Source organism: Enterobacter cloacae complex sp. P18RS, from assembly GCF_014982105.1.
GTDB lineage: Bacteria > Pseudomonadota > Gammaproteobacteria > Enterobacterales > Enterobacteriaceae > Enterobacter > Enterobacter hormaechei_C.
The window spans coordinates 1-19,504 of sequence record NZ_JADCKV010000003.1 but is presented as its reverse complement, the minus strand read 5'-3'; the positions used below and the strand labels follow the sequence as shown (position 1 = coordinate 19,504).

The 19,504-nt window shown below is 54.9% G+C and carries 21 protein-coding genes and 1 pseudogene; 14 read left to right on the top strand and 8 right to left on the bottom strand.

Annotation, left to right across the window (positions count from 1 at the left end):
• Positions 1–4 precede the first annotated feature (4 nt).
• From INF61_RS01610 to INF61_RS01595, 4 genes are all read right to left on the bottom strand, one after another.
• The gene (locus INF61_RS01610; RefSeq protein ID WP_017383874.1) at positions 5–385 is read right to left on the bottom strand and encodes a response regulator transcription factor; all 381 of its coding nucleotides are present in this window, start codon (positions 383–385) and stop codon (positions 5–7) included.
• A gap of 23 nt (positions 386–408) precedes the next feature.
• Positions 409–669, bottom strand: coding sequence for a XapX domain-containing protein (locus INF61_RS01605; RefSeq protein ID WP_003863056.1), 261 nt, complete (start codon positions 667–669; stop codon positions 409–411).
• On the bottom strand, positions 666–887 hold the full coding sequence (locus INF61_RS01600; protein WP_022646923.1) for a DUF1427 family protein: 222 nt from the start codon (positions 885–887) through the stop codon (positions 666–668). Before INF61_RS01600 ends, INF61_RS01605 begins: the two co-directional genes overlap by 4 nt.
• 61 nt (positions 888–948) lie before the next feature.
• The gene (locus INF61_RS01595; protein ID WP_048247853.1) at positions 949–1,635 is read right to left on the bottom strand and encodes a hydrolase; all 687 of its coding nucleotides are present in this window, start codon (positions 1,633–1,635) and stop codon (positions 949–951) included.
• Between the two features lie 220 nt (positions 1,636–1,855).
• On the opposite strand from INF61_RS01595, the gene INF61_RS01590 reads away from it, so the two are divergent.
• From INF61_RS01590 to INF61_RS01575, 4 genes are read left to right on the top strand one after another with little or no spacing between them, the layout of a single operon-like run.
• On the top strand, positions 1,856–3,727 hold the full coding sequence (locus INF61_RS01590) for an amidohydrolase (protein WP_017383876.1): 1,872 nt from the start codon (positions 1,856–1,858) through the stop codon (positions 3,725–3,727).
• On the top strand, positions 3,727–4,134 hold the full coding sequence (locus INF61_RS01585; protein WP_047364777.1) for a DoxX family protein: 408 nt from the start codon (positions 3,727–3,729) through the stop codon (positions 4,132–4,134). The genes INF61_RS01590 and INF61_RS01585 overlap by 1 nt, the downstream gene beginning before the upstream one ends.
• Positions 4,131–5,744 carry an MFS transporter gene (locus INF61_RS01580; RefSeq protein WP_193547476.1) on the top strand — a complete coding sequence of 538 codons (1,614 nt, stop codon included), beginning with the start codon at positions 4,131–4,133 and terminating at the stop codon, positions 5,742–5,744. The genes INF61_RS01585 and INF61_RS01580 overlap by 4 nt, the downstream gene beginning before the upstream one ends.
• Before the next feature lie 30 nt (positions 5,745–5,774).
• Positions 5,775–6,596 carry an alpha/beta fold hydrolase gene (locus INF61_RS01575; protein WP_193547475.1) on the top strand — a complete coding sequence of 274 codons (822 nt, stop codon included), beginning with the start codon at positions 5,775–5,777 and terminating at the stop codon, positions 6,594–6,596.
• A gap of 39 nt (positions 6,597–6,635) precedes the next feature.
• Here the strand turns inward: INF61_RS01575 and INF61_RS01570 are convergent, their stop codons facing one another.
• Positions 6,636–8,030 (bottom strand): MFS transporter, encoded by a 1,395-nt coding sequence (locus tag INF61_RS01570; RefSeq protein ID WP_048247858.1) that lies wholly within the window; start codon positions 8,028–8,030, stop codon positions 6,636–6,638.
• Between the two features lie 45 nt (positions 8,031–8,075).
• Complete coding sequence (locus INF61_RS01565) at positions 8,076–9,164, bottom strand: cellulase family glycosylhydrolase (RefSeq protein ID WP_023295856.1); 1,089 nt, start codon at positions 9,162–9,164, stop codon at positions 8,076–8,078.
• A 185-nt stretch (positions 9,165–9,349) separates the two neighbouring features.
• Here INF61_RS01565 and INF61_RS01560 point away from each other — a divergent pair, with 185 nt between their 5' ends.
• Positions 9,350–10,357, top strand: a complete 1,008-nt coding sequence (locus INF61_RS01560) for a LacI family DNA-binding transcriptional regulator (RefSeq protein WP_193547474.1) — start codon at positions 9,350–9,352, stop codon at positions 10,355–10,357.
• Here INF61_RS01560 and fosA read toward each other — a convergent pair.
• On the bottom strand, positions 10,343–10,768 hold the full coding sequence (fosA, locus tag INF61_RS01555) for a FosA/FosA2 family fosfomycin resistance glutathione transferase (protein WP_047717274.1): 426 nt from the start codon (positions 10,766–10,768) through the stop codon (positions 10,343–10,345). The genes INF61_RS01560 and fosA overlap by 15 nt on opposite strands.
• Before the next feature lie 185 nt (positions 10,769–10,953).
• Here fosA and INF61_RS01550 point away from each other — a divergent pair, with 185 nt between their 5' ends.
• The 6 genes from INF61_RS01550 (at position 10,954) to INF61_RS01525 (ending at position 15,839) form a co-directional block, all read left to right on the top strand.
• The gene (locus INF61_RS01550; RefSeq protein WP_126498722.1) at positions 10,954–11,505 is read left to right on the top strand and encodes a hypothetical protein; all 552 of its coding nucleotides are present in this window, start codon (positions 10,954–10,956) and stop codon (positions 11,503–11,505) included.
• Positions 11,506–11,705: 200 nt separating this feature from the next.
• Entirely contained in the window at positions 11,706–12,707 is a 1,002-nt protein-coding gene (gene trpS / locus INF61_RS01545; protein WP_193547473.1) for a tryptophan--tRNA ligase, read from the top strand.
• A gap of 251 nt (positions 12,708–12,958) precedes the next feature.
• Positions 12,959–13,441: a hypothetical protein gene (locus INF61_RS01540; protein ID WP_193547472.1), complete on the top strand. Its 483-nt coding sequence runs from the start codon at positions 12,959–12,961 to the stop codon at positions 13,439–13,441.
• Positions 13,442–13,444: 3 nt separating this feature from the next.
• Positions 13,445–15,103 (top strand): S-type pyocin domain-containing protein, encoded by a 1,659-nt coding sequence (locus INF61_RS01535; protein ID WP_193547471.1) that lies wholly within the window; start codon positions 13,445–13,447, stop codon positions 15,101–15,103.
• Between the two features lies 1 nt (position 15,104).
• Complete coding sequence (locus INF61_RS01530; RefSeq protein WP_077266469.1) at positions 15,105–15,353, top strand: bacteriocin immunity protein; 249 nt, start codon at positions 15,105–15,107, stop codon at positions 15,351–15,353.
• A 114-nt stretch (positions 15,354–15,467) separates the two neighbouring features.
• Positions 15,468–15,839 carry a DUF1493 family protein gene (locus INF61_RS01525; RefSeq protein ID WP_047727884.1) on the top strand — a complete coding sequence of 124 codons (372 nt, stop codon included), beginning with the start codon at positions 15,468–15,470 and terminating at the stop codon, positions 15,837–15,839.
• A gap of 77 nt (positions 15,840–15,916) precedes the next feature.
• On the opposite strand, the gene INF61_RS01520 is transcribed toward INF61_RS01525, so the two are convergent.
• Positions 15,917–16,390 (bottom strand): SymE family type I addiction module toxin, encoded by a 474-nt coding sequence (locus INF61_RS01520; RefSeq protein WP_193547470.1) that lies wholly within the window; start codon positions 16,388–16,390, stop codon positions 15,917–15,919.
• A 300-nt stretch (positions 16,391–16,690) separates the two neighbouring features.
• On the opposite strand from INF61_RS01520, the pseudogene INF61_RS01515 reads away from it, so the two are divergent.
• From INF61_RS01515 to INF61_RS01505, 3 genes and pseudogenes are all read left to right on the top strand, one after another.
• Positions 16,691–17,559: pseudogene (locus INF61_RS01515) on the top strand (phosphorothioated DNA-binding restriction endonuclease).
• Positions 17,560–17,930: 371 nt separating this feature from the next.
• Positions 17,931–18,851: a UvrD-helicase domain-containing protein gene (locus INF61_RS01510; RefSeq protein ID WP_193547469.1), complete on the top strand. Its 921-nt coding sequence runs from the start codon at positions 17,931–17,933 to the stop codon at positions 18,849–18,851.
• A partial coding sequence (locus INF61_RS01505; RefSeq protein ID WP_193547468.1) for a hypothetical protein occupies positions 18,818–19,504 on the top strand: 687 nt, incomplete at its 3' end. The genes INF61_RS01510 and INF61_RS01505, both read left to right, overlap by 34 nt.

Here is a 19,504-nt window from a genome sequence, read left to right as displayed (position 1 = left end):
ATCCTTATTGTCGGCGGGCCAGCTCCCGCTGAATATGATCCAGCAGAATATCGATGTTAATCGGCTTACGCAAAAATGCAGCGGCGCCCAGACTGAGTGCATACCGCTGCATATTTTCATCAGCATGACCGGAGATAAACAGTATTGGCGGTGGCGGCGTGGCCAGCAACCGCAGCTTCTCAAACAGCTCGATGCCGTTCATGCCGCGTAGCTTGATGTCGGTGATCACCAGCGACGCGCCGGACAGGGCGAGAGGGTGGCTCAAAAACACCTCTGCCGAATCGAAGGTATCGGTAGCATACCCTTCCGATTGCAGCAGGTTACTGAGCCCGCTGCGAACAGAGCGTTCGTCATCAATGATGGCAATGCGCCACGGCAGCGTCATGCTGTCTTTCCTCAAACAAATCGTTACGCGTCGCGGCTTTCCTTCGCGGGCGCTGGGGGCGCGGTACCGCTGATCTTCGGTACGCATTCATGACGAAACCAGGCCAGGGTCAACGGTTCGCGGCTCACCAGACGCCGTCCGATGGGGATTAGCTGTTCACCCACCAGCATGCCGAACAGGCCAAGCAGCGCGACGACCGGCGGCGCCGGGGAATGCACGTCGAGCAGGGCGTAAAGTACCCCAGCCGCGACCCCGCACACCAGCGAAATAATCCAGGCCTTCATGATGACGCTCCGGTCAGGTGCTGAACGTGGGGAACCGTCACCTGCACGCCCGCGGGATTATCGCGGGATAAAAGATGACGCATCGCCTGTTCCCCCGCCAGCATCCCCAGCAGGCCAATCAGCGCCAGCGCGGGCGGCGCGGGGGAACGCACCTTCAGCACGGCATACATCAGGCCAATCAACACGCCTGCCGCGAGGGATATCAACCCTGTACTCATTGTGAACTCCAGAGAAAAAGGCAGCGGCGAGCCGGATGAGGGACCAGCCCGCCAGCGGGACTTAGCGTGCCGGAACCGGCGCTAAGGTGCGGTGCTCGCTCTTCTGACGAGACGGCGCTTTGTGCACCATGGTGTAGGCGTAATCCACACCCATTCCGTAGGCACCGGAGTGCTCGCGCACGATATCCATCACCGCGGTGTAGGTCTCTTTGCGCGCCCAGTCACGCTGCCACTCCAGCATCACCTGCTGCCAGGTCACCGGGATCACGCCCGCCTGGATCATGCGCTGCATCGCGAAGTCGTGGGCTTCTTTGGAGGTGCCGCCGGAGGCGTCTGCCACCATATAAATTTCGTAGTCGCCTTCCAGCATCGCGCACAGGGCAAAGCTGTTATTGCACACTTCGGTCCACAGGCCAGCGACAACCACCTTCTTCTTGCCGTTGGTCTTCAGCACGTCGCGCACCTTCTGGTCGTCCCAGGAGTTCATGGAGGTACGCTCCAGAATGTCCAGGCCCGGGAACACGTCCAGCAGCTCCGGATAGGTATTGCCGGAGAAGCTTTCGGTCTCAACGGTGGTGATGATGGTTGGGATGCTGAACACCTTAGCCGCTTTCGCCAGCGCCACGGTGTTGTTTTTCAGCACCTGGCGGTCAATAGACTGCACGCCGAACGCCATCTGTGGCTGGTGATCGATGAAGATGATCTGACAGTTGGCAGGGGTTAAGACTTCGAGCTTAGAAGTGGTCATAAGATTATCCAGTGAGGTTAAAGGTTAAAATCGCCGCGAACAGCACGCCGATAAAATCGCGTTCATCCTATGACCCACAGCGCTGTGGTGTAATTATCTCTTCGTATAGTTAACCTTAGGTATAGTTATACTTTGGTATACCTATCCTATTGTATAACTGGATCTTTGCCGAAACCGGTTCCCATAATCCTGACCATTCCCCTCTTAGTCTGGAGCTATTATGGTTACCCTCGGTAAAGCCGATCTCATTCTGGTTAACGGCCAGTTTCACACCGTCGATCGCGAGAATCCTGTCGCGGAAGCCGTTGCCGTGCGCGACGGAAAATTTCTGGAAGTGGGTACCGTCGCCGAGGTGATGCAACACCACTGCGACGGCACTAAGGTGGTCGACTTAAAAGGCCACACCGCCATCCCCGGCCTGAACGACTCGCACCTGCACCTGATCCGCGGCGGCCTGAACTACAACCTCGAGCTGCGCTGGGAAGGCGTGCCGTCCCTGGCCGACGCCCTGCGGATGCTAAAAGAGCAGGCCCTGCGCACGCCATCGCCCCAGTGGGTGCGCGTGGTGGGCGGCTGGAGCGAGTTCCAGTTTGCCGAACGCCGCATGCCAACCCTGGATGAAATTAACGACGCCGCGCCGGATACCCCGGTCTTTATCCTGCACCTCTACGACCGCGCCCTGCTCAACCGCGCCGCGCTGAAGGTGGTTGGCTACACCAAAGACACGCCGAACCCGCCGGGCGGGGAGATCCAGCGCGACGCCAACGGCAACCCGACCGGGATGCTGATCGCCCGTCCGAACGCCATGATTTTGTACGCCACGCTGGCGAAGGGGCCGAAGCTGCCGCTGGAGCAGCAGGTCAACTCCACGCGCCAGTTCATGCGCGAGCTGAACCGTCTGGGGCTGACCAGCGCCATCGACGCGGGCGGCGGCTTCCAGAACTACCCGGAAGATTACGAGGTGATTGCCGAGCTGCACGAGAAAAAGCAGATGACCATCCGCATCGCCTACAACCTGTTTACCCAGCGTCCGGGCCACGAGCTGGAAGACTTTGAAAAATGGACCGATATGCTTACGCCGGGCCAGGGCAGCGATTTCTTCCGCCACAACGGCGCAGGCGAGATGCTGGTCTTCTCCGCCGCCGATTTTGAAGACTTCCTCGAGCCGCGCCCGGATCTCGCACCGGGCATGGAGGACGAGCTGGAGCGCGTAGTGCGCCATCTGGTGGAGCACCGCTGGCCGTTCCGCCTGCACGCCACTTACAACGAATCCATCAGCCGCATGCTGGACGTGTTCGAGAAGGTGAACCGTGACATTCCGTTCAACGGGCTGCACTGGTTCTTCGACCACGCCGAAACCGTGTCGCAGGCCAACATTGACCGCATCAAAGCACTCGGCGGCGGCATTGCCGTCCAGCACCGCATGGCCTTCCAGGGCGAGTACTTTGCCGAGCGCTACGGCATCGAAGCCACCCGCCACACGCCGCCGGTGGCGAAAATGCTCGAGACCGGCGTGCCGGTGGGCCTGGGAACGGACGCCACCCGCGTGGCGAGCTATAACCCATGGACCGCGCTCTACTGGCTGGTCTCCGGGCGCACCGTTGGCGGGATGCAGATGTACGATCACAGCGCCCGTCTGGATCGCGATACCGCCCTGATGCTCTGGACCCAGGGCAGCGCGTGGTTCTCCAGCGAGCAGAATCAGAAGGGGCAGATCAAAGCGGGCCAGCTCGCGGATCTGGCGGTGCTCAGCAAAGATTACTTCCGCGTGCCGGAGGAGGAGATCAAGGGCATCGAGTCCGTCCTCACCGTGGTGAACGGCGATATCGTCTATGCCGCAGGCGCTTTTGGCCCACTCGCGCCGCCCGCCATTCCGGTCCTGCCCGAGTGGTCCCCGGTGGTGAAGGTGCCGGGCCACTACCGCAGCGCGCCGCCGCAGGCCGCACGCGTGGGTATGAGTGTGGCTCACCACTGTAGCGGCCCGTGCGGGGTTCACAACCACCAGCATGACTTTGCCCGCACGTCAGAGATGCCGGTATCCGACGATAACGCTTTCTGGGGGGCGCTGGGTTGCAGCTGCTTTGCATTCTGATGAAACAAAATGACGCTTCGCCCCGGATCGATCCGGGGCTGTTCTTTCTGCGCCTGACCGGCAGTCTGCTGCTGCTTTACGTGCACGGCCTGCCGAAGGTGCTGCATTTCAGCGAAGAGCTGACGCGTATCGAAGATCCGTTTGGTTTTGGGCCGTATGCCAGTCTGATCCCGGCGATCGTCGCCGAGGTGATCTGCCCGCTGTTTATCATTGCGGGGGTTTACACCCGCCTGGCGTGCCTGCCGATTATCGCCGTGCTGCTGGTGGCGATGCTGGCGGTCCACCCGAACTGGTCGATTGCCGAGGGGCAGTTTGGCTGGCTGCTGCTGATTATCTTCACCACCCTCGCCCTTACCGGGCCGGGCCAGTGGCGAATGCAGCGTAAAACAACGGAGAGGTTCGCATGACCCAGGTAAACGACGTTCGCGACGCACACGTCGAGACGACGCCCGCGGTTTCACCCTGGCAGCCGCTGAGCCAACCGGTGTTCCGCATGCTGTGGATCGCCACGGTGGTCTCTAACGTCGGCTCATGGATGAGCGACGTCGGTATCAACTGGAGCATGCTGACGCTCAGCGCCGATCCTTTAGATATCGCGCTGGTGCAGGCGGCGAGCAGCCTGCCGATGTTCCTTTTCGCCCTGCCGTCCGGGGTGATGGCGGACATCGTTGATCGACGTAAATACCTGCTCTTCTCCCAGCTGTGGGTGTTCATTGCCGCCGCCGGGCTGACGCTGCTCTCTTTTACCGGACACGTCACCCCCACCGTTCTGCTGGCGGCGACGTTTCTGCTGAGCGTGGGTGCGGCCATGAGTTCGCCGCCGTTTCAGGCGATTGTGCCTGACCTGGTGAGCAAGCCCGAGCTGGGTTCCGCCGTGGCGCTTAACTCGCTCGGGGTCAATATCAGCCGGGCAATTGGCCCTGCGCTGGGCGGTTTTCTACTGTCGCTTGCCGGGCCGTGGATGGTGTTTGCCCTGAACGCGCTGTCCGTGATGGGCGTGGCGTGGGTGCTGTGGCGCTGGCGTCCGGCACCGTCCGTGCAGCGTTTGCCACCGGAGCACTTCTTCTCTGCGGTGCGCTCCGGGATTCGCTACGTGCACGCCGCGCCGGTGCTGCGCAACGTGCTGGTGCGCACCGTGGCCTTTTTTGTTTTCGGCAGCGCGGGCTGGGCATTGCTGCCGCTGGTGGCGCGCCGCGAGCTGGGCTTAGGCCCGGCGGGCTACGGCGTGATGCTGGCGTGTATCGGCCTTGGCGCCATTGCCGGGGCCATCCTGCTGCCGCGTCTGCGCCAGCGGCTGAACGCCGATCTGCTGATGGTGGCCGCCAGCCTGACATTTGCGATCACCATGCTGGCGCTGGCATTTGTACGTCACTTTTGGCTGCTAAACTTGTTTGAGTTCTTTACCGGCTTCGCGTGGATTGCGGTGCTCTCCACCCTCAACCTTGGCGCGCAGCGCAGCGCCGCACGCTGGGTAAAAGCCCGGGCGCTGGCGGTGTATCTGACGGTCTTTTTCGGTTCGATGACCGCAGGCAGCGCCGTCTGGGGCCAGATCGCCTCGCAGTTCGGCACTCCGGCTTCGCTGGTTGTCGCCACGCTGGGGATGGTGCTGGCGAGCATGACGGTGTTCCGCTGGAAGCTGGAGAAAGATCCGGATTTAAATCTCGACCTGAGCGGGCAGCCGCTGGACGGGGTGGAGATTGAACTCCCGAACGAGCGTGGCCCGGTGCTGGTCTCGCATGAGTACATCATCGACCCGCAGAACGCGAAAGCGTTTTTGCAGGCCGTGCACGAGCTACGCCGGGTGCGCCGCCGCGCCGGGGCGATGAGCTGGGCGGTGTACGAAGATATTGAACGTCCGGGTCTGTTTATCGAAACCTTCCTGATGGGTTCCTGGATCGAGCATCTGCGCCAGCAGGAGCGCCACACCATGAATGACCTCCTGTTGCAGAGCCGCGTTCTGGCTTTTCATCAGGGCACAACATCACCGGCAATTCGTTATCTGGTCGCGCCGGTCTGAACATAACAATCACCTGTAGAGGAACACACTATGGCAACGTTTAAGGCAAAAGATGGTACGCAGATTTATTACAAAGACTGCGGCGCGGGCAAACCGGTTCTTTTCAGCCACGGCTGGCCGCTGGACGGGGACATGTGGGACAGCCAGCTGAACTTCCTGGCCGAGCGCGGCTACCGCACCATCGCCTTTGACCGTCGCGGGTTTGGGCGTTCGGATCAGCCGTGGAACGGCTATGACTACGATACCTTTGCGTCCGACATTAACGACCTGATCACCACGCTGGATCTGCGCGACGTGACGCTGGTGGGCTTCTCCATGGGCGGCGGCGACGTGACGCGCTACATCAACAACTACGGCAGCGAACGCGTGACCGGTCTTGCCCTGCTGGGCGCGGTAACGCCCATTTTCGGCAAATCCGAAAGCTACCCGGAAGGGGTCGATCAGAGCGTGTTCAGCGGGATTCGCGACGGACTGCGTAAAGATCGCGCTCAGTTCATCAGCGATTTCGCCACCCCATTCTACGGCACCAACGCCGGGCAGACCGTTTCTGCCGGTGCCCTGACGCAGACGCTGAACATCGCCCTGCTGGCGTCCCTGAAGGGCACCATCGACTGCGTAACCGCCTTCGCCGAAACCGACTTCCGCCCGGATATGGCGAAAATCGACGTGCCGACGCTGGTGATCCACGGCAGCAACGACCAGATCGTGCCGTTTGAAACGACCGGCAAGCTGGCGGCAGAGATGATCAAAAACGCCACGCTGAAAGTGTACGACAACGCGCCGCACGGCTTCGCGCTGACCCACCAGGACCAGCTCAACGAAGATCTGCTGGCGTTTGTGAAGTCGCTGTAAGTCATTACGCGAAGCCTGATGGCGCTTCGCTTATCAGGCCTACAAGGGCTGGTCCTGTAGGCCGGGTAAGGCGCAGCCGCCACCCGGCGCTTTCGCAGACGCATTCCGCTCCGCCAGCAGCCGACAAATCTCCGCATGCTTCTCCTCGGTAAAGTTAAAGCGCGACATAAAGCCCATTCGGATCAGCGAGCCTATCGCCGGTAACAAACAAATGCCGAAGAACAGCCCCGCCAGCACGCTGTCGCTCTGTGACTGCGCCTGCGGCACATAGTCGATCATCGTCAGAAACACGCCGATGAGCCCGCCGCCCACCGCCACCGACATCTTGCCGGTAAAGGTCTGCCCGGAGAAGGTGATCGCCGCGCAGCGCTTGTGGGTGTGATACTCCGCATACTCGATGGTGTCGGCAATCATCGACGAGGTGAGGATGTTGGTCATCATCACGAACAGCGTGCTCAGGCCGAGCAGGATAAACAGCAACGCCGTGTGCTGATAGCCCGTGAACCACATCACCACGCGCACCGCCACGTCCAGCCCGCAGAGGATCATAAACAGCTTCCGCTTCTGCATCCGGCGCGTCAGCAGCGGGGCGACCAGGCACAGCACCGCCGCCACTATCCCCATCACGCCAATTGCCATTTGCAGGCTGCCGTCGCCCATATTGTTGATAAAGAAGTAGATATAGAGACCGCCCGCCACGTTATGGAACACGCAGAAAAAAAACGACAGCAGGACGATAAACAGCGGCTTGTTCTGGCGCAGGTTGTGGAAGGTGTCGCGCATCGTCACCTTTTCCGGGCTCGGCGGCACGCGCTCTTTGATCTGCATAAAGCCGTTGAGCATCAGCGGCAGGCCCACCAGCATCATCACCAGCGCCGCCATAAAGTAGCCTTTATCGTTGCTGTACTGGGCAAAGAACGCCGCCAGCTTCGGGAAGAAGATGTTGGCGCAGGCGATCCCGGCGTTCACTCCAAGCATCGCCGCCGTCACCGCGCGGGTGCGCTGGCCGGAGTCGTTGGTCATCACCGATGACATCGACCAGAACGGGATATCGGAGATGGCGTACAGCGTCCCCCACAGGATATACGTCACCCCGGCGTAGAGGATTTTGGTGGTCATGTCCGCTTCGATTTTATAGAACGCCAGCAGGGTGACCCCGGTGATCAGCAGCGGGGCGATCAGTAAAAAGTGGCGAAACTTGCCGAACCGGCTGTTAATGGTGTCCATAATGCTGGCAAACAGCGGATCGTGAACCGCGTCCCACGCGCGGGCAATCAGGAAGATGGTGCTTGCCGCCAGCGCCGAGATCCCCAGCACGTCGGTGTAAAAATAGTTAATAAACGAACCCACTAAACCAAAGCTAAAACACTGACCTAAACCATAGCCAAAGTAAGACCACAACTCGCGAGACGGTATTTTCATTGTCATTGCCATAGTGCGTACCTGGTTGCCCGGCGACAGCGCGCCGGGTCATTATTATTAGCCCTGCGGATTCGGGGCGATTTTGCGCAGCTTCTTCATCAGCGCGATTTCAGCGCGTGAGAACGGGATGCCGTTCTCCTCGAACACGTCGTGGAACCACAGGCGGCAGTAGTCCGTGGACTCCTTCATCACTACCGGCCACGGCAGCCAGGTCTGGGTTTTACCGCGCACCAGCCCCCACTGATACGGCGCGACCTTCGCCATGTACATCAGCGGGAGCTGCTCTTCGATGGTGCCGCCCACGTGACGCGCCAGCCATTCGGTGCAGAAGATTGGGCGGCCCAGCGCCTGAAGCTGCTGGATAATCGCCGTCATGCGCCCGGTATTGGTATAGGCGTGGTAGCTCACCACATCCGACAGCGCCAGCGCGGTCTGGTCCAGCGGGTGCTGGTAAAACGTCTCGCCCTCTTCTTCCGCCGGCAGACGCCACGCGCAGATGGTGAGCGGCTGGGTCGGGTCTTCCTCACGCACCCAGCGGAACGCCTGCTTCATCAACTCGTGCGCGCAGGTTTCCAGCTTCTCGTCGTACAACACCTCCTCCGTGCCGGTCGCGAAAATGCCGCGGTTGCCCGGCTCGTTATACAGATCCCAGAGCAATACGCGCTTATCCTCGCGGAACTGGCGCACAACGTCGCGGATATAGCGCTCAATCTGTGGCCAGCAGTCGCGATCGCACACCTTATCGCGTCCCGGGCTCGCTGCCGCCTGGCTGTTGTGCTTGCCCGGTACGGGCGGCTTTTGCGGGCCGAGGTACGGCTCGTCGCCGGAGAACCCGCAGTCGTCCATCAGGGTCAGCATGGTGCTGAACCCATGACCGTCGGCAATCGTCAAAAAGCGGTCGATGCGCGCCATCAGCCCGTCGCGGTCGTGCTCCCAGACGATGAACGGCAGGTTGATGCGCAGGGTGTTATAGCCCGCGTCCGCCGCCCAGCCCAGCTCGCGGTCGATGGTGTCGGCATCGAAGGTCTCTTCCTGCCAGATATCGGTCCAGTTCACCGCCGTCGACGGCAGATAGTTAAACCCGCACAGCCAGCCTTTCTGCTGATACCACGCCTGTGCCTGCTCCCTGCTCCATTGCTCTTTCATTACGCATCCTCTTACTGATAATATTTAGCTAATAAATATTAGTTGCAGAATAAATGCGCAAATCGTGGCGCTCAGAAAAGCGACGCCTCTCACAAAGTTCACGCTTCGATGGATGAGAAACGTGATCGACGGCGCGGAAGCGCGCGGTTAGGGTATGATGCGAAATCGCGAAAGGGAGAGGACGGATGAAGCGAAAAACAAAAGTGACGATGAACGATATTGCGCGGGCGGCAGGGGTGTCGCAGGCGACGGTATCGCTGGTGCTTAACCAGTCCCGCAACATCAAGCTCAGCGACGACACCCGTCAGCGGGTGATCAACGTCGCCACCGAACTCGGCTATGACCGCCTCCCCGCCGTTCACGCTCCGCGCAACCAGGAGGAGATCGCCCTGCTGGTCAGCTCCATGCAGAGCTTCGACCCGTTTATCGACGCCATCAGCCAGGCGCGGGAAGCGGCGTGGCGCAACGAGACCCTGCTCACCGTCTTCGACTACGGCGACGACGTGGAGCTGGCCCTGAACATCATCCGCCAGCTGGACAAGCGCAACTGCATCGGGATTATCCTTGCCTCTCCGGTCACGAACGTCGTCGATATGACGGCATTCCAGGACTGCACCCGCATCCCGCTGGTGCTGCTCAACCAGCGCGACCCCGGCTCGCCGCTGCTGCCGTCGTTTATTCCGGACGACTACGCCAACGCTTTCCAGGTTACCAGACACCTCATCGCCTGCGGCGCCACGCGCATCGCCCACATCACCGGCGAGAGCTGGATGGAGGCCTCGCGCCAGCGTCTGGCGGGCTACCAGGCGGCATTACAGCAGGCCGGACTGGCGTGCGACGACGGCCTGGTGCGCCAGACCAACTGGCAGTTCAGCGAGTCCTTTACCGCCACCACGTCTCTGCTGGAACTGGCCGAGCGCCCGGACGCTATCTTCTGCGCCAGCGACTGGCTGGCGATTGGCTGCTATCAGGCGCTGGCGGTGAACGGCGTGCGCATCCCGCAGGACATGCTGCTGGCGGGCTACGACGACCAGAAGATTTCCGAGCAGCTCACCCCGCCGCTGACCAGCATCCAGTTGCCTTACAGCGAGCTGGGACGGCTGGCGGTGGAGTACCTGTGCAATCAGGAAGATGCCGCCACGCACGTGATGCTGGCGGGCAGGCTGAAGGTGCGCGCCTCAAGCCTTGTCTGAGGTAAACACCATGCCCGTATAGGGCTTCTCGCGACACGCCGCCAGCCGCGCGGCGAGGCTACCCACGTGCAGCTCCAGCTTGTGCCCGTCCGGGTCGAGAAAGTAAAACGATGCCCCCTCGCTTTTGTTCTGCTTCCAGACGGTGACGCCCGCCTGCTCAAGCCTTTGCGAGAACGGTTCAAAATCCGCTTCCGCCACGGTAAACGCGTAGTGGGTATAGTCGCTCTCCTGCGGCGGCACGTACCGGCGCGCCTCGTCGTACGACAGACAGACCCACAGGTCGCCGCAGGTGAGATAGGCCCCGGTATTCCAGCGGGCGTGCAGCGCAAGCCCCAGCAGCTCGTGCCAGAAGGTGACGCTTTTTTGCAGGTCGCTGACCGCGAGGGTCAGGTGGTTGAGTGATTGCAGCATGACGTGCCCCGCATGACTGAAATTTAGTTAATTGATCTTACCTCTACAGAGCCTTTTCAAAAGCATTTCGGAGTAATTTGCATTAAGTGAACTCCATATTTAGCCCCCCCCATAATTGACAGCAGTAGATGCAGAGGATCTTGTTATATGATACTCGCTATCATATACCTCGGACATATAACCAAATGAAAAAAATCATAAAATACCGTTTAAGTAATCTTCAGACATTCATAATTTCTTTTTTCTTAATAATTATCGGTTGTAGTATAACGCGGTATACCAGCCTTGAAACCGCATGGCTTTTTTTGTTGGGTGGGCTTTTTTTAGCATTTATATCACTTCTGGAAAGCAAGCGTCTTTCGCGCGTTGAAAAAGGGGTTTCGCTCATTTTCTTTGGGATATTCATGGGATTAGGAATTCCCGAACTATTCCAAAAAAACTATAAAGACTTAATGACGCCTGATTTCAACGAGAACCTTGCTATATTTACTCAAATGGCTTTTTTTGTTTGTGCCGGAGCCGGAGGAGGTGTACTCGCCAACCATGCAGAGAATATTAAGACGGTCGACGTCACACCAAATACTCAAAATGGAAATGTTGATACAGCATTAAACTATATAAAAATATTGCAAGTAGAAGCCATATCACAGCGTAAAAAGATAGAGCAGTTAAGGTTAGTTATAATCGTGGCTGTAGGCTTGGGTTTGGCAAACCTTATCGTAACCATTTTAAAGTAGAGCAGGATGCAATTGAATTGTTCAATAATTATGATACTGTAGTTCTATGAACATAAACCACGCCGTGCTCACCGTAAACCGCTGGTGGCTGCCTTCTTAAAGGCGGCACGGAGTAGTTTTCCTCATTTTCAGATAGCCGCCGAAAGGCGGCTTTCACATTTCTAAGACCCCTTTCGGCTACTGCACATTAAGGAGTCTTTATGAACGCACCCACCATCCTCACCGGCGATCGCCCAACCGGCCCGCTGCACCTCGGTCATTTCGTCGGATCGCTGCGCCAGCGCGTGGCGCTCCAGCACACCCACAACCAGTTTGTGCTGATTGCTGACCTTCAGGGGCTGACCGACAACGGCAGCAACCCGCAAAAAATTCGCGACAACATCCCCGAAGTGCTGGCCGACTACCTCGCCGCGGGCATCGACCCGAACCTGACCACAATCTGCCTGCAATCCGCCCTGCCCGCCCTTGCCGAGCTGACGATGCTGTATATGAACATCGTCACCGTCGCCCGCGTGGAGCGTAACCCGACGGTGAAAAACGAGATTGTGCAGAAAGGCTTCGCCCGCTCGCTGCCGGTCGGGTTTATGGCCTACCCCATCAGCCAGGCGGCGGACATCACCGCGTTCAAGGCCGAGTGCGTGCCCGTCGGCGACGACCAGCTGCCGATGATTGAGCAGACCAACGAGATTGTGCACAAGATGAATAGCCTGCTGCCCGCCCCGGTGCTGCGCCACTGCAAGGCGATGCTGAGCGACACCAGCCGCCTGCCCGGCATCGACGGCGGCGCCAAGATGTCAAAATCGCTGGGCAACACGCTGCACCTTTCGGCCAGCGAAGAGACGATTCACCGTGCGGTCAGCGCCATGTACACCGACCCGAACCACCTGAAGGTGAGCGACCCGGGGCAGATTGAGGGGAATGTGGTGTTTACGTACCTCGACGCGTTTCATCCGGACAAGGAGAAAGTGGCGGCGATGAAGGCGCACTATCAGGCAGGCGGGCTGGGTGACCGGGTATGTAAGAACGAGCTGGAGGCGTGTTTGCAGGAACTGATTGCGCCGATGCGGGAGCGGAGGGCGATGTATATGCAGGACAAGGGGGAATTGATGGCGATGCTGAAGCGCGGAACGGAACGGGCGCAGGGGGTGACGCAGGCGACGTTGAGGGAGGTGAAGGTGGGGCTGGGGGTGCCGGTGTTTTAAAATAACGTCATGCAGCGTATGTATTCAAATATTACATGCGCTGCATAATATTATTTATCGGCAATTCAGCGAATATTACATTTATAATTAACAGGAACCATTACTATCCCTTCTTTAAAAGATGACCAATATCAATATGGATATTTATTTCGGATTTTATCCCGACTTATTAACCACTTTATGTATATTCGCCATACAGTCTAAAACCTAGCATTGCTGCATTTACTCTTCTGCCCCTACAAGGAATTGTCATGCAGCTTTATACCAATGAATTTACCGCTGAGTTGAAAGCGGAAATAGATCGTTCGCCTTTTTCCGATGAAGAACTGGCCGCCATGCCTGAGGACGCGCGCGCCATTATTGCCGAACAGGAAGCCTTTCATCGACAACATCCCGTCACCGCCATCTGGCAGATTGCCACGGCTGGCAGCCAGACCCGAATGGGCGGCATGGTACTTCCCGTCGATCGTGAAGCCACAATGCTCATGGACGATGGGAGTTACACCAGCCCGATTGTCGAAGGAGACTGTGTGGCCTATCCGGATGGAACGCTCGCCACGATTATGACCTCATCAGGAACCGCATTTACGTGGAAAGGACACGGCGTTGCCCTGGTAGGTAGCCTGCTTGATAACGATGACGAGATTATCAGCACACCGCTCGGCAGTACTTATCTGGTCACCCGCGAAGGTATTCCACCTCAAGAGGATTTCTTAACCTGGCCCGGAGAATAGGCCATGGGCTACCGATCCACGAACTACGGCCGCGGTCAGGCGCTGCACGGCGATAGAACGACCACCGGCGCAATATGCTGTAGCACCCTGCCCAACTGCACCGAGCACGGGCGCGGCGTTATCCGCGTTGGCGATAAAACTACGGCATGCCCTAAATGCGGCAAACAGGGCGTTGTTGCAGACGGCGAACCTCGCGTTAACTGGATGGGACAAACCTCAGCCGTCGATGGTTCTGTCGTCATTTGTGGCTGCCCGCACGGAACCAACCGCGTGATCGCCACATCGGGAGAGTGGCTCGGCTCCGGTCCCTCTCCTGAACAGATCGCACAGGAAAAGCATCAGGCCATGCTCGCAGCACGCCGAAAAGAGCAAGAGGCCGAAGCGCAGCGACAAGCAGAAGAACGCGATCGCAACCGGGTCTTTGCGAAATCCTGCCTGCGCGGTGAAGGCTGTAACGATGCAGGCACCGGAAGTGAGCCGCACACCAACTTCGCTGAAATGGCATTTTACCAGGCCATGCCCACCGACACCCCGCAGCACGCCCAGGCGGCAAAGCGTAAGGCGCTCCCAAAACCAAAGCAACGCAGCGCGCTTTATCTCTGGTGGAATGGGCATCACGAGGAGATGGACTATCAGGCTGCCGTTGCAGCCGATGAAAAGGCTTGGACCGCGCGGAACGCGATAGCCGATGCCAGCGAACTCGCACTGGTTAGCGGGCGTACTGTCATTTCCGGCACATGGGCCGTGCGCGGCGCTACACTTGGCGAGATAGCCACGGGAGGCCTTGGTGCACCTGTCGCAGGGCTGCTGATAGGGATGTATCCCGGCAAGCTGAACGACGGCGAGCAGGATTTTATCGACAGGATGCGCGCCGAGCAGATGCGGGAAGCCCCTACCCGCGTTCGCTTCACCTGGGAGAACGACGCCAGCGGTAACCCGACACCGCGCGGCTGGCATACGCCGCCGGGCAAAGACAGCGTGCGCGTTCGCAGGATGGAGTGGGATAGCCGACGCCAGGCTTACACCTTTACCACCGAAGAAGACCCCGGTATCACCATTATCTGGACACCGGACCGCACCGGAGAGAATAAGCCGTGGGATACGGGCAATCAGAACCCGGTACGGATACCGAACCCGGTTGTGGTTGATCCGCTGCCGGAGGATACGGCGATTGGTGTGACGACTAGCCCGACACCGGAAGAGAAGACGTTTGCGGATTATATTCTGATTCTGCCGGTGGGCGGGGTGCCGCCGATTTATGTCTATATCCGCCACAATCCCGGACAAGTCACAGGCAAGGGGCAGAAAATTAGCGGCATTTGGTTATTTGATGCGAATGCGGGTAATGGGTCTCCCATTCCGAGCCAGATAGCGGATCGGTTACGTGGGCAGACATTTACGGACTTTAACCAGTTTCGTAAGGCGTTTTGGCTGGAGGTGTCGAGGGATCCGGGACTGCTTGAGCAATTCAACCGAGGGAATATTGGTAATATCAAGGTAGGGAAAGCACCGTCACCACGAGAAAATGAGCAGGTAGGCGGTAAAGTGAAATATGAGATTCACCACATAAAACCTATAGTTGAGGGTGGTGATGTATACAACATTGATAATATGGGGATAGTGACCCCTAAACGTCATATTGAAATTCATCGAGGGGCATAAATTGAAAACGATAAGTGATTATACAGAATACGAGTTCCTTAATTTCGTAAGAAAATTGTTTGATGTCACTGCCACCACTGAAGCTGAAGATATAAAAAATATCCTCGAATTCAAACGATTGACTGAGCACCCTGATGGTTCCGATCTTATTTACTATCCACGAGAAGATAGAGAAGACAGCCCCGAAGGTGTAGTTCAGGAAGTAAAGGAGTGGCGTAGGGAAAATGGTAAATCCGGTTTCAAACCATAGCAAAGATAATCATGCTTTCTGGACCAGTACTCTACTTCGCACCTTATCGAATAGCGGGTGACTGTTAAGTTCCGGAAAGCCAATTGAAACTAACGAATACGGAATATTTTGTAAATGGAACCTACTCTCGCACAAGTTATTGAGGTCGTACGTGAGTCATCTGGGATACATCGTAAACCTATTGATAGCAACACCCGGATTGAGGCCGATTTGCATATTTGCGGTATGGATGGCGAAGACCTACTGGAAGACTGCGAAGAAGCTTTTGGCGTTCAGCTTGCCACGGAAGAAGATGGCTATATGAAAATGTTCTCTCTTGCTGAGAACGAGTATCTGTTTACGGGTGAGGGTATAGATTTTTTTGGCATCTGTAGGTTTATGCGCTGGGTGCGTGGCATACCCGAACCTGTGATACGCGATTTAACCGTTGGCGAACTTCACGCTGTGCTGGTTAAGGCTGTGAAAGAACAGGTAAAGCACGAGTGATTTTTACTTAAAACGGGCATGGGATGACATGCCCGTATCGTTTTATTGCTCCAGGAATATAAGGCAGGAAGCCAGAACTACTCAGGCATCGCTTGCCCGATTCCCCGCTTCACAACGGGCATATCCCCGGTATCATTTAGCGCTCCCGGAAACGTCTTCAGCCACTGCGCGACTTTCTGCTTATTTATATTCACCACGCTCATCCCTTCCAGGCATCCCCATAATTCTCTTGTATGTTGTGGCGTAATCACAATGCAGTCTTTCATGGCGCGGATTTTCACCGGCATGCCGTCGATAAAGCCCGCACGGGTTAACCACTCGCCGCCCAGAAGAAGGTATTTCATATCTATGCGGGAATAGAGTTCGCAGCAGGCTGCACTGTCCTGCGGCGTTTCGGCGCGGGGATGGACGGGCGCCGCGTTGAGCTGGTTGCCGTGAAGTCGGCGGGCGCTGTTTTTGCGTACCAGCTCGCGGTTTTCAATCATGCCGGTGAAAGAGTCTGATTCTGTTTTGCAAACAGTAAACTCTGGCTTAAAATTCGTCGCAGCCATATACAACTCCTATCAAGTTGGTTGTGGTTAGCGGTATGGGGGTGTTGCAGCACCTTCATATCGCGAATTCCTCGTTAAATATTCTTTGATACTTCCTTCGCCGTTCGGCGTAATTTCTGGTGCTTATTATACAGGGCTGAATATAAATACAGCGGTTTGGTGTGGGGGAAATTTGGAATTTGCGAGGGGGATTCAGGAAATAGGGCTGTGTGCGGTAAGGTCATGTTTTTGTTGATTGTGGGTTGATTGGTCTGGGTTTTGCGAGCATCATCGCAATTATTTACCTTCTTCCGTAACGCGATGGCTTCCAGCAAAACTCTCGAACAGGCAATTGCCGACATCACTATCTGGCGCAAAGGCGAACAGCGTGCGCCGCATAAGCCTTTATTGCTTCTGTACGTGCTGGCGAACTATCAGCAGGGTATGCGCGACTGTTTGATTACGGTACAGAGGTCCACGAACAGTTGCTTAGCCTGCTAGAACGCTTTGGCCCACAGAGGAAGGCGCATTACCCAAATATGCCCTTCTGGCGGCTCAAAGGGGACGGTTTTTGGGATCTGAAGAATACTGAGTTCTGTTCGACCACTGGCAGTAAGCAACCGCCTGTTAAAGAACTTGTGGAACATAACGTCGCAGGCGGGTTTGATGAAGAACACTTTGCGCTGCTGAATAAGAACAAAAATCTGATCGGCTCGCTGGCGCAGCAGATTCTTGAAGCGCACTTTCCTGAAAGCATTCAGGAAGAGATCGCGGATGAGATGGGTTTTGATATTCAACAGATCCGTAAGGTTCGCGATCCGCTGTTCCGTCAGCAGGTTCTGCGTGCGTATAACTACGAGTGCGCTATTTGTGGATTCAACATGCGACACGATAACGCCTCTGTTGGACTTGAAGCCGCGCATATCAAATGGAAGCAGTTTGGTGGACCTTGTGAGATCCCGAACGGACTGGCGCTGTGTGCAATTCATCATAAGGCGTTTGATAAGGGATCGATTGGGCTGGATGAGAGTATGCGGGTGATGGTGTCCGAGGCGGTGAATGGGAATGGGGTCGTTGGACGGTTGTTCTGGGATTTTGCTGGGAAGCAAATTGCGCTGCCGGTGGTGAAAGGGAATTATCCAGATGAGAGGTTTGTGGAGTGGCATCGGAGGGAGGTGTTTAGAGGATGAGTGCGAAGGCCGGACTCGCACATCACTACTATCCTCATGATCTTAAGACATTAAAAATTACCACAATGGGTATGATACCATCATTGATACCATCACGCGCACCTGTTTACTATAATCCACCAGGTTCAAACCAAGTATCAAGGTCAATTTTCATCAAGTATGCACTTTTTGAAACGATCTTAGTAAAATCGCAATGGGTTAGTGCCCCCTGCCATAAAGATAGGAGCTTCATTTTCACATATAATAATTCTACCTGCCATGATTATAGCCTAACATTGAAGCCCTCTTACACTTAAAATCGTTTACACTGCACACAACAAATATTATTCTATCTAAATATTCAAACATATTTACTAAGATAAAGGATATACATGAAATTAACTGACAGAATATTCGTAAAGTTCTTTTATAAAAAAATAAAAATAATAATTCAGCGTTCGTACAAGAAAGGATATTCTCAGGGGAAAGATAAGGGTTATCGTAAAGGTCATGATGATGGTGTGTTAAAATATCACATTCGTCGCGAAATCGATACGTTCTCGATGTCCGCTATTGACAACTCGATTTATGGACCAGAAAATATTGGCGTTACGAGAGAATTAGAGCAACTCATGATTGAAAAAGTAAGAGTTGCAACTAAAGCTGGAATTATAAGTTCACCTTCCCCCTCTCAGTGGGAAATGATTTTTTCAGATCATCCAGCGACTTGCGTTGTTGCTGGTGCTGGCTCAGGTAAATCAACAACACTAATTCTTCGCGTAGTGTTTATGCATTTTTATTTAAAGATTCCATTAAATAAAATTACAGTAATATCATTTACAAAAAAATCATGTGAGGAGTTAAGTGAAAAGTTAAATAAAGTATTTACTTTTTGGGATGAAGGGTATGATAAAGAATCTGTTAATTCACTCGTCAGCACATTCCACTCTCTTATATATAGGTTTTCATTAAACTCAATGCCAGGAATAAGTGTTTTAGATTTTTTAGGCGAACATAAAAATGAGAATGAGTCTGCCCTGGAAATATCGTTAGGCAAAAAAAATAATGAGCAAATAGACATTTTGAAAAGCGTTTACACCGAGTTATATAATAATAACAAGGAATTCAAAATTTGTATTGATAAGCTTGTTGATTTTTCAATAACATCATCCTCTTCATCCGATGAAAAAGAGCAAAGAAGTTGGTTAATTAATTATGCAGCAGAGAGAGACCTTGCTCTAACAAAAAAAATTAATGATCTATGGTCTAAAGATGGGAAATGGCCTATAGAGGGAATTGTGCTGGTCCCGTAAAGTGCTTTCATGTTAATGGAAATATTTTTTATGCTAATGGGTATGTTGAACATAATAAAATGCCGGTTTTTTTATCAGGTAATATTGGGAGTAAGAAATTATTTGATGGAAATGACTCTTTTGATCCTCATGAAACCGATCCCAAGAAAAAAGTACTTTTAAGTACTGCAATATCTATAAAAAACAAAATAGTTGCTGGATACAATAATAGAATTTCTATATTTATAAATAGCAATGACAAACTAAACTCAGTAAATAACTTTCTGAGAACATTTAAAACTGGCGAATCCCCTAGCAATTTTTCAATCAAGTTGCATGGTGAGTTAAACTCAACAAATATACTTGAACTTTTATATGACCAAGGCTCTTTTATTGAAAGTCTTGGCAAAGAAGTTGTTACGACAATATCTAATATTACGCTTTTTCGAGAAAAGGGTATTGAGTATTATTTCGCCAAGGCTTTGGCTTTATTCTGGCCATTATTTGAAGAGACTATCCATAAAAATAACATAATGACTTTCAATCGAATGTTCATAATGTTTTCAGATGAGTTAGTGTTGCAGCAAAGACGTGATTTATTCAAAAATATATATGTTAGATTTGAAGATCTATTAGTAGATGATTTCAAGGACATTTCCCATCAAAATGCTATT

Coding starts and splice junctions, on each gene's coding strand:
- INF61_RS01595 (WP_048247853.1), bottom strand. CDS start 1,635: ATGACCACTTCTAAGCTCGAAGTCTTAACCCCTGCCAACTGTCAGATC.
- trpS (WP_193547473.1), top strand. CDS start 11,706: ATGAACGCACCCACCATCCTCACCGGCGATCGCCCAACCGGCCCGCTG.
- INF61_RS01540 (WP_193547472.1), top strand. CDS start 12,959: ATGCAGCTTTATACCAATGAATTTACCGCTGAGTTGAAAGCGGAAATA.
- INF61_RS01610 (WP_017383874.1), bottom strand. CDS start 385: ATGACGCTGCCGTGGCGCATTGCCATCATTGATGACGAACGCTCTGTT.
- INF61_RS01550 (WP_126498722.1), top strand. CDS start 10,954: ATGAAAAAAATCATAAAATACCGTTTAAGTAATCTTCAGACATTCATA.
- INF61_RS01570 (WP_048247858.1), bottom strand. CDS start 8,030: ATGGCAATGACAATGAAAATACCGTCTCGCGAGTTGTGGTCTTACTTT.
- INF61_RS01600 (WP_022646923.1), bottom strand. CDS start 887: ATGAGTACAGGGTTGATATCCCTCGCGGCAGGCGTGTTGATTGGCCTG.
- INF61_RS01590 (WP_017383876.1), top strand. CDS start 1,856: ATGGTTACCCTCGGTAAAGCCGATCTCATTCTGGTTAACGGCCAGTTT.
- fosA (WP_047717274.1), bottom strand. CDS start 10,768: ATGCTGCAATCACTCAACCACCTGACCCTCGCGGTCAGCGACCTGCAA.
- INF61_RS01605 (WP_003863056.1), bottom strand. CDS start 669: ATGAAGGCCTGGATTATTTCGCTGGTGTGCGGGGTCGCGGCTGGGGTA.
- INF61_RS01565 (WP_023295856.1), bottom strand. CDS start 9,164: ATGAAAGAGCAATGGAGCAGGGAGCAGGCACAGGCGTGGTATCAGCAG.
- INF61_RS01535 (WP_193547471.1), top strand. CDS start 13,445: ATGGGCTACCGATCCACGAACTACGGCCGCGGTCAGGCGCTGCACGGC.
- INF61_RS01510 (WP_193547469.1), top strand. CDS start 17,931: ATGAAATTAACTGACAGAATATTCGTAAAGTTCTTTTATAAAAAAATA.
- INF61_RS01585 (WP_047364777.1), top strand. CDS start 3,727: ATGAAACAAAATGACGCTTCGCCCCGGATCGATCCGGGGCTGTTCTTT.
- INF61_RS01560 (WP_193547474.1), top strand. CDS start 9,350: ATGAAGCGAAAAACAAAAGTGACGATGAACGATATTGCGCGGGCGGCA.
- INF61_RS01520 (WP_193547470.1), bottom strand. CDS start 16,390: ATGGCTGCGACGAATTTTAAGCCAGAGTTTACTGTTTGCAAAACAGAA.
- INF61_RS01580 (WP_193547476.1), top strand. CDS start 4,131: ATGACCCAGGTAAACGACGTTCGCGACGCACACGTCGAGACGACGCCC.
- INF61_RS01525 (WP_047727884.1), top strand. CDS start 15,468: ATGGAACCTACTCTCGCACAAGTTATTGAGGTCGTACGTGAGTCATCT.
- INF61_RS01575 (WP_193547475.1), top strand. CDS start 5,775: ATGGCAACGTTTAAGGCAAAAGATGGTACGCAGATTTATTACAAAGAC.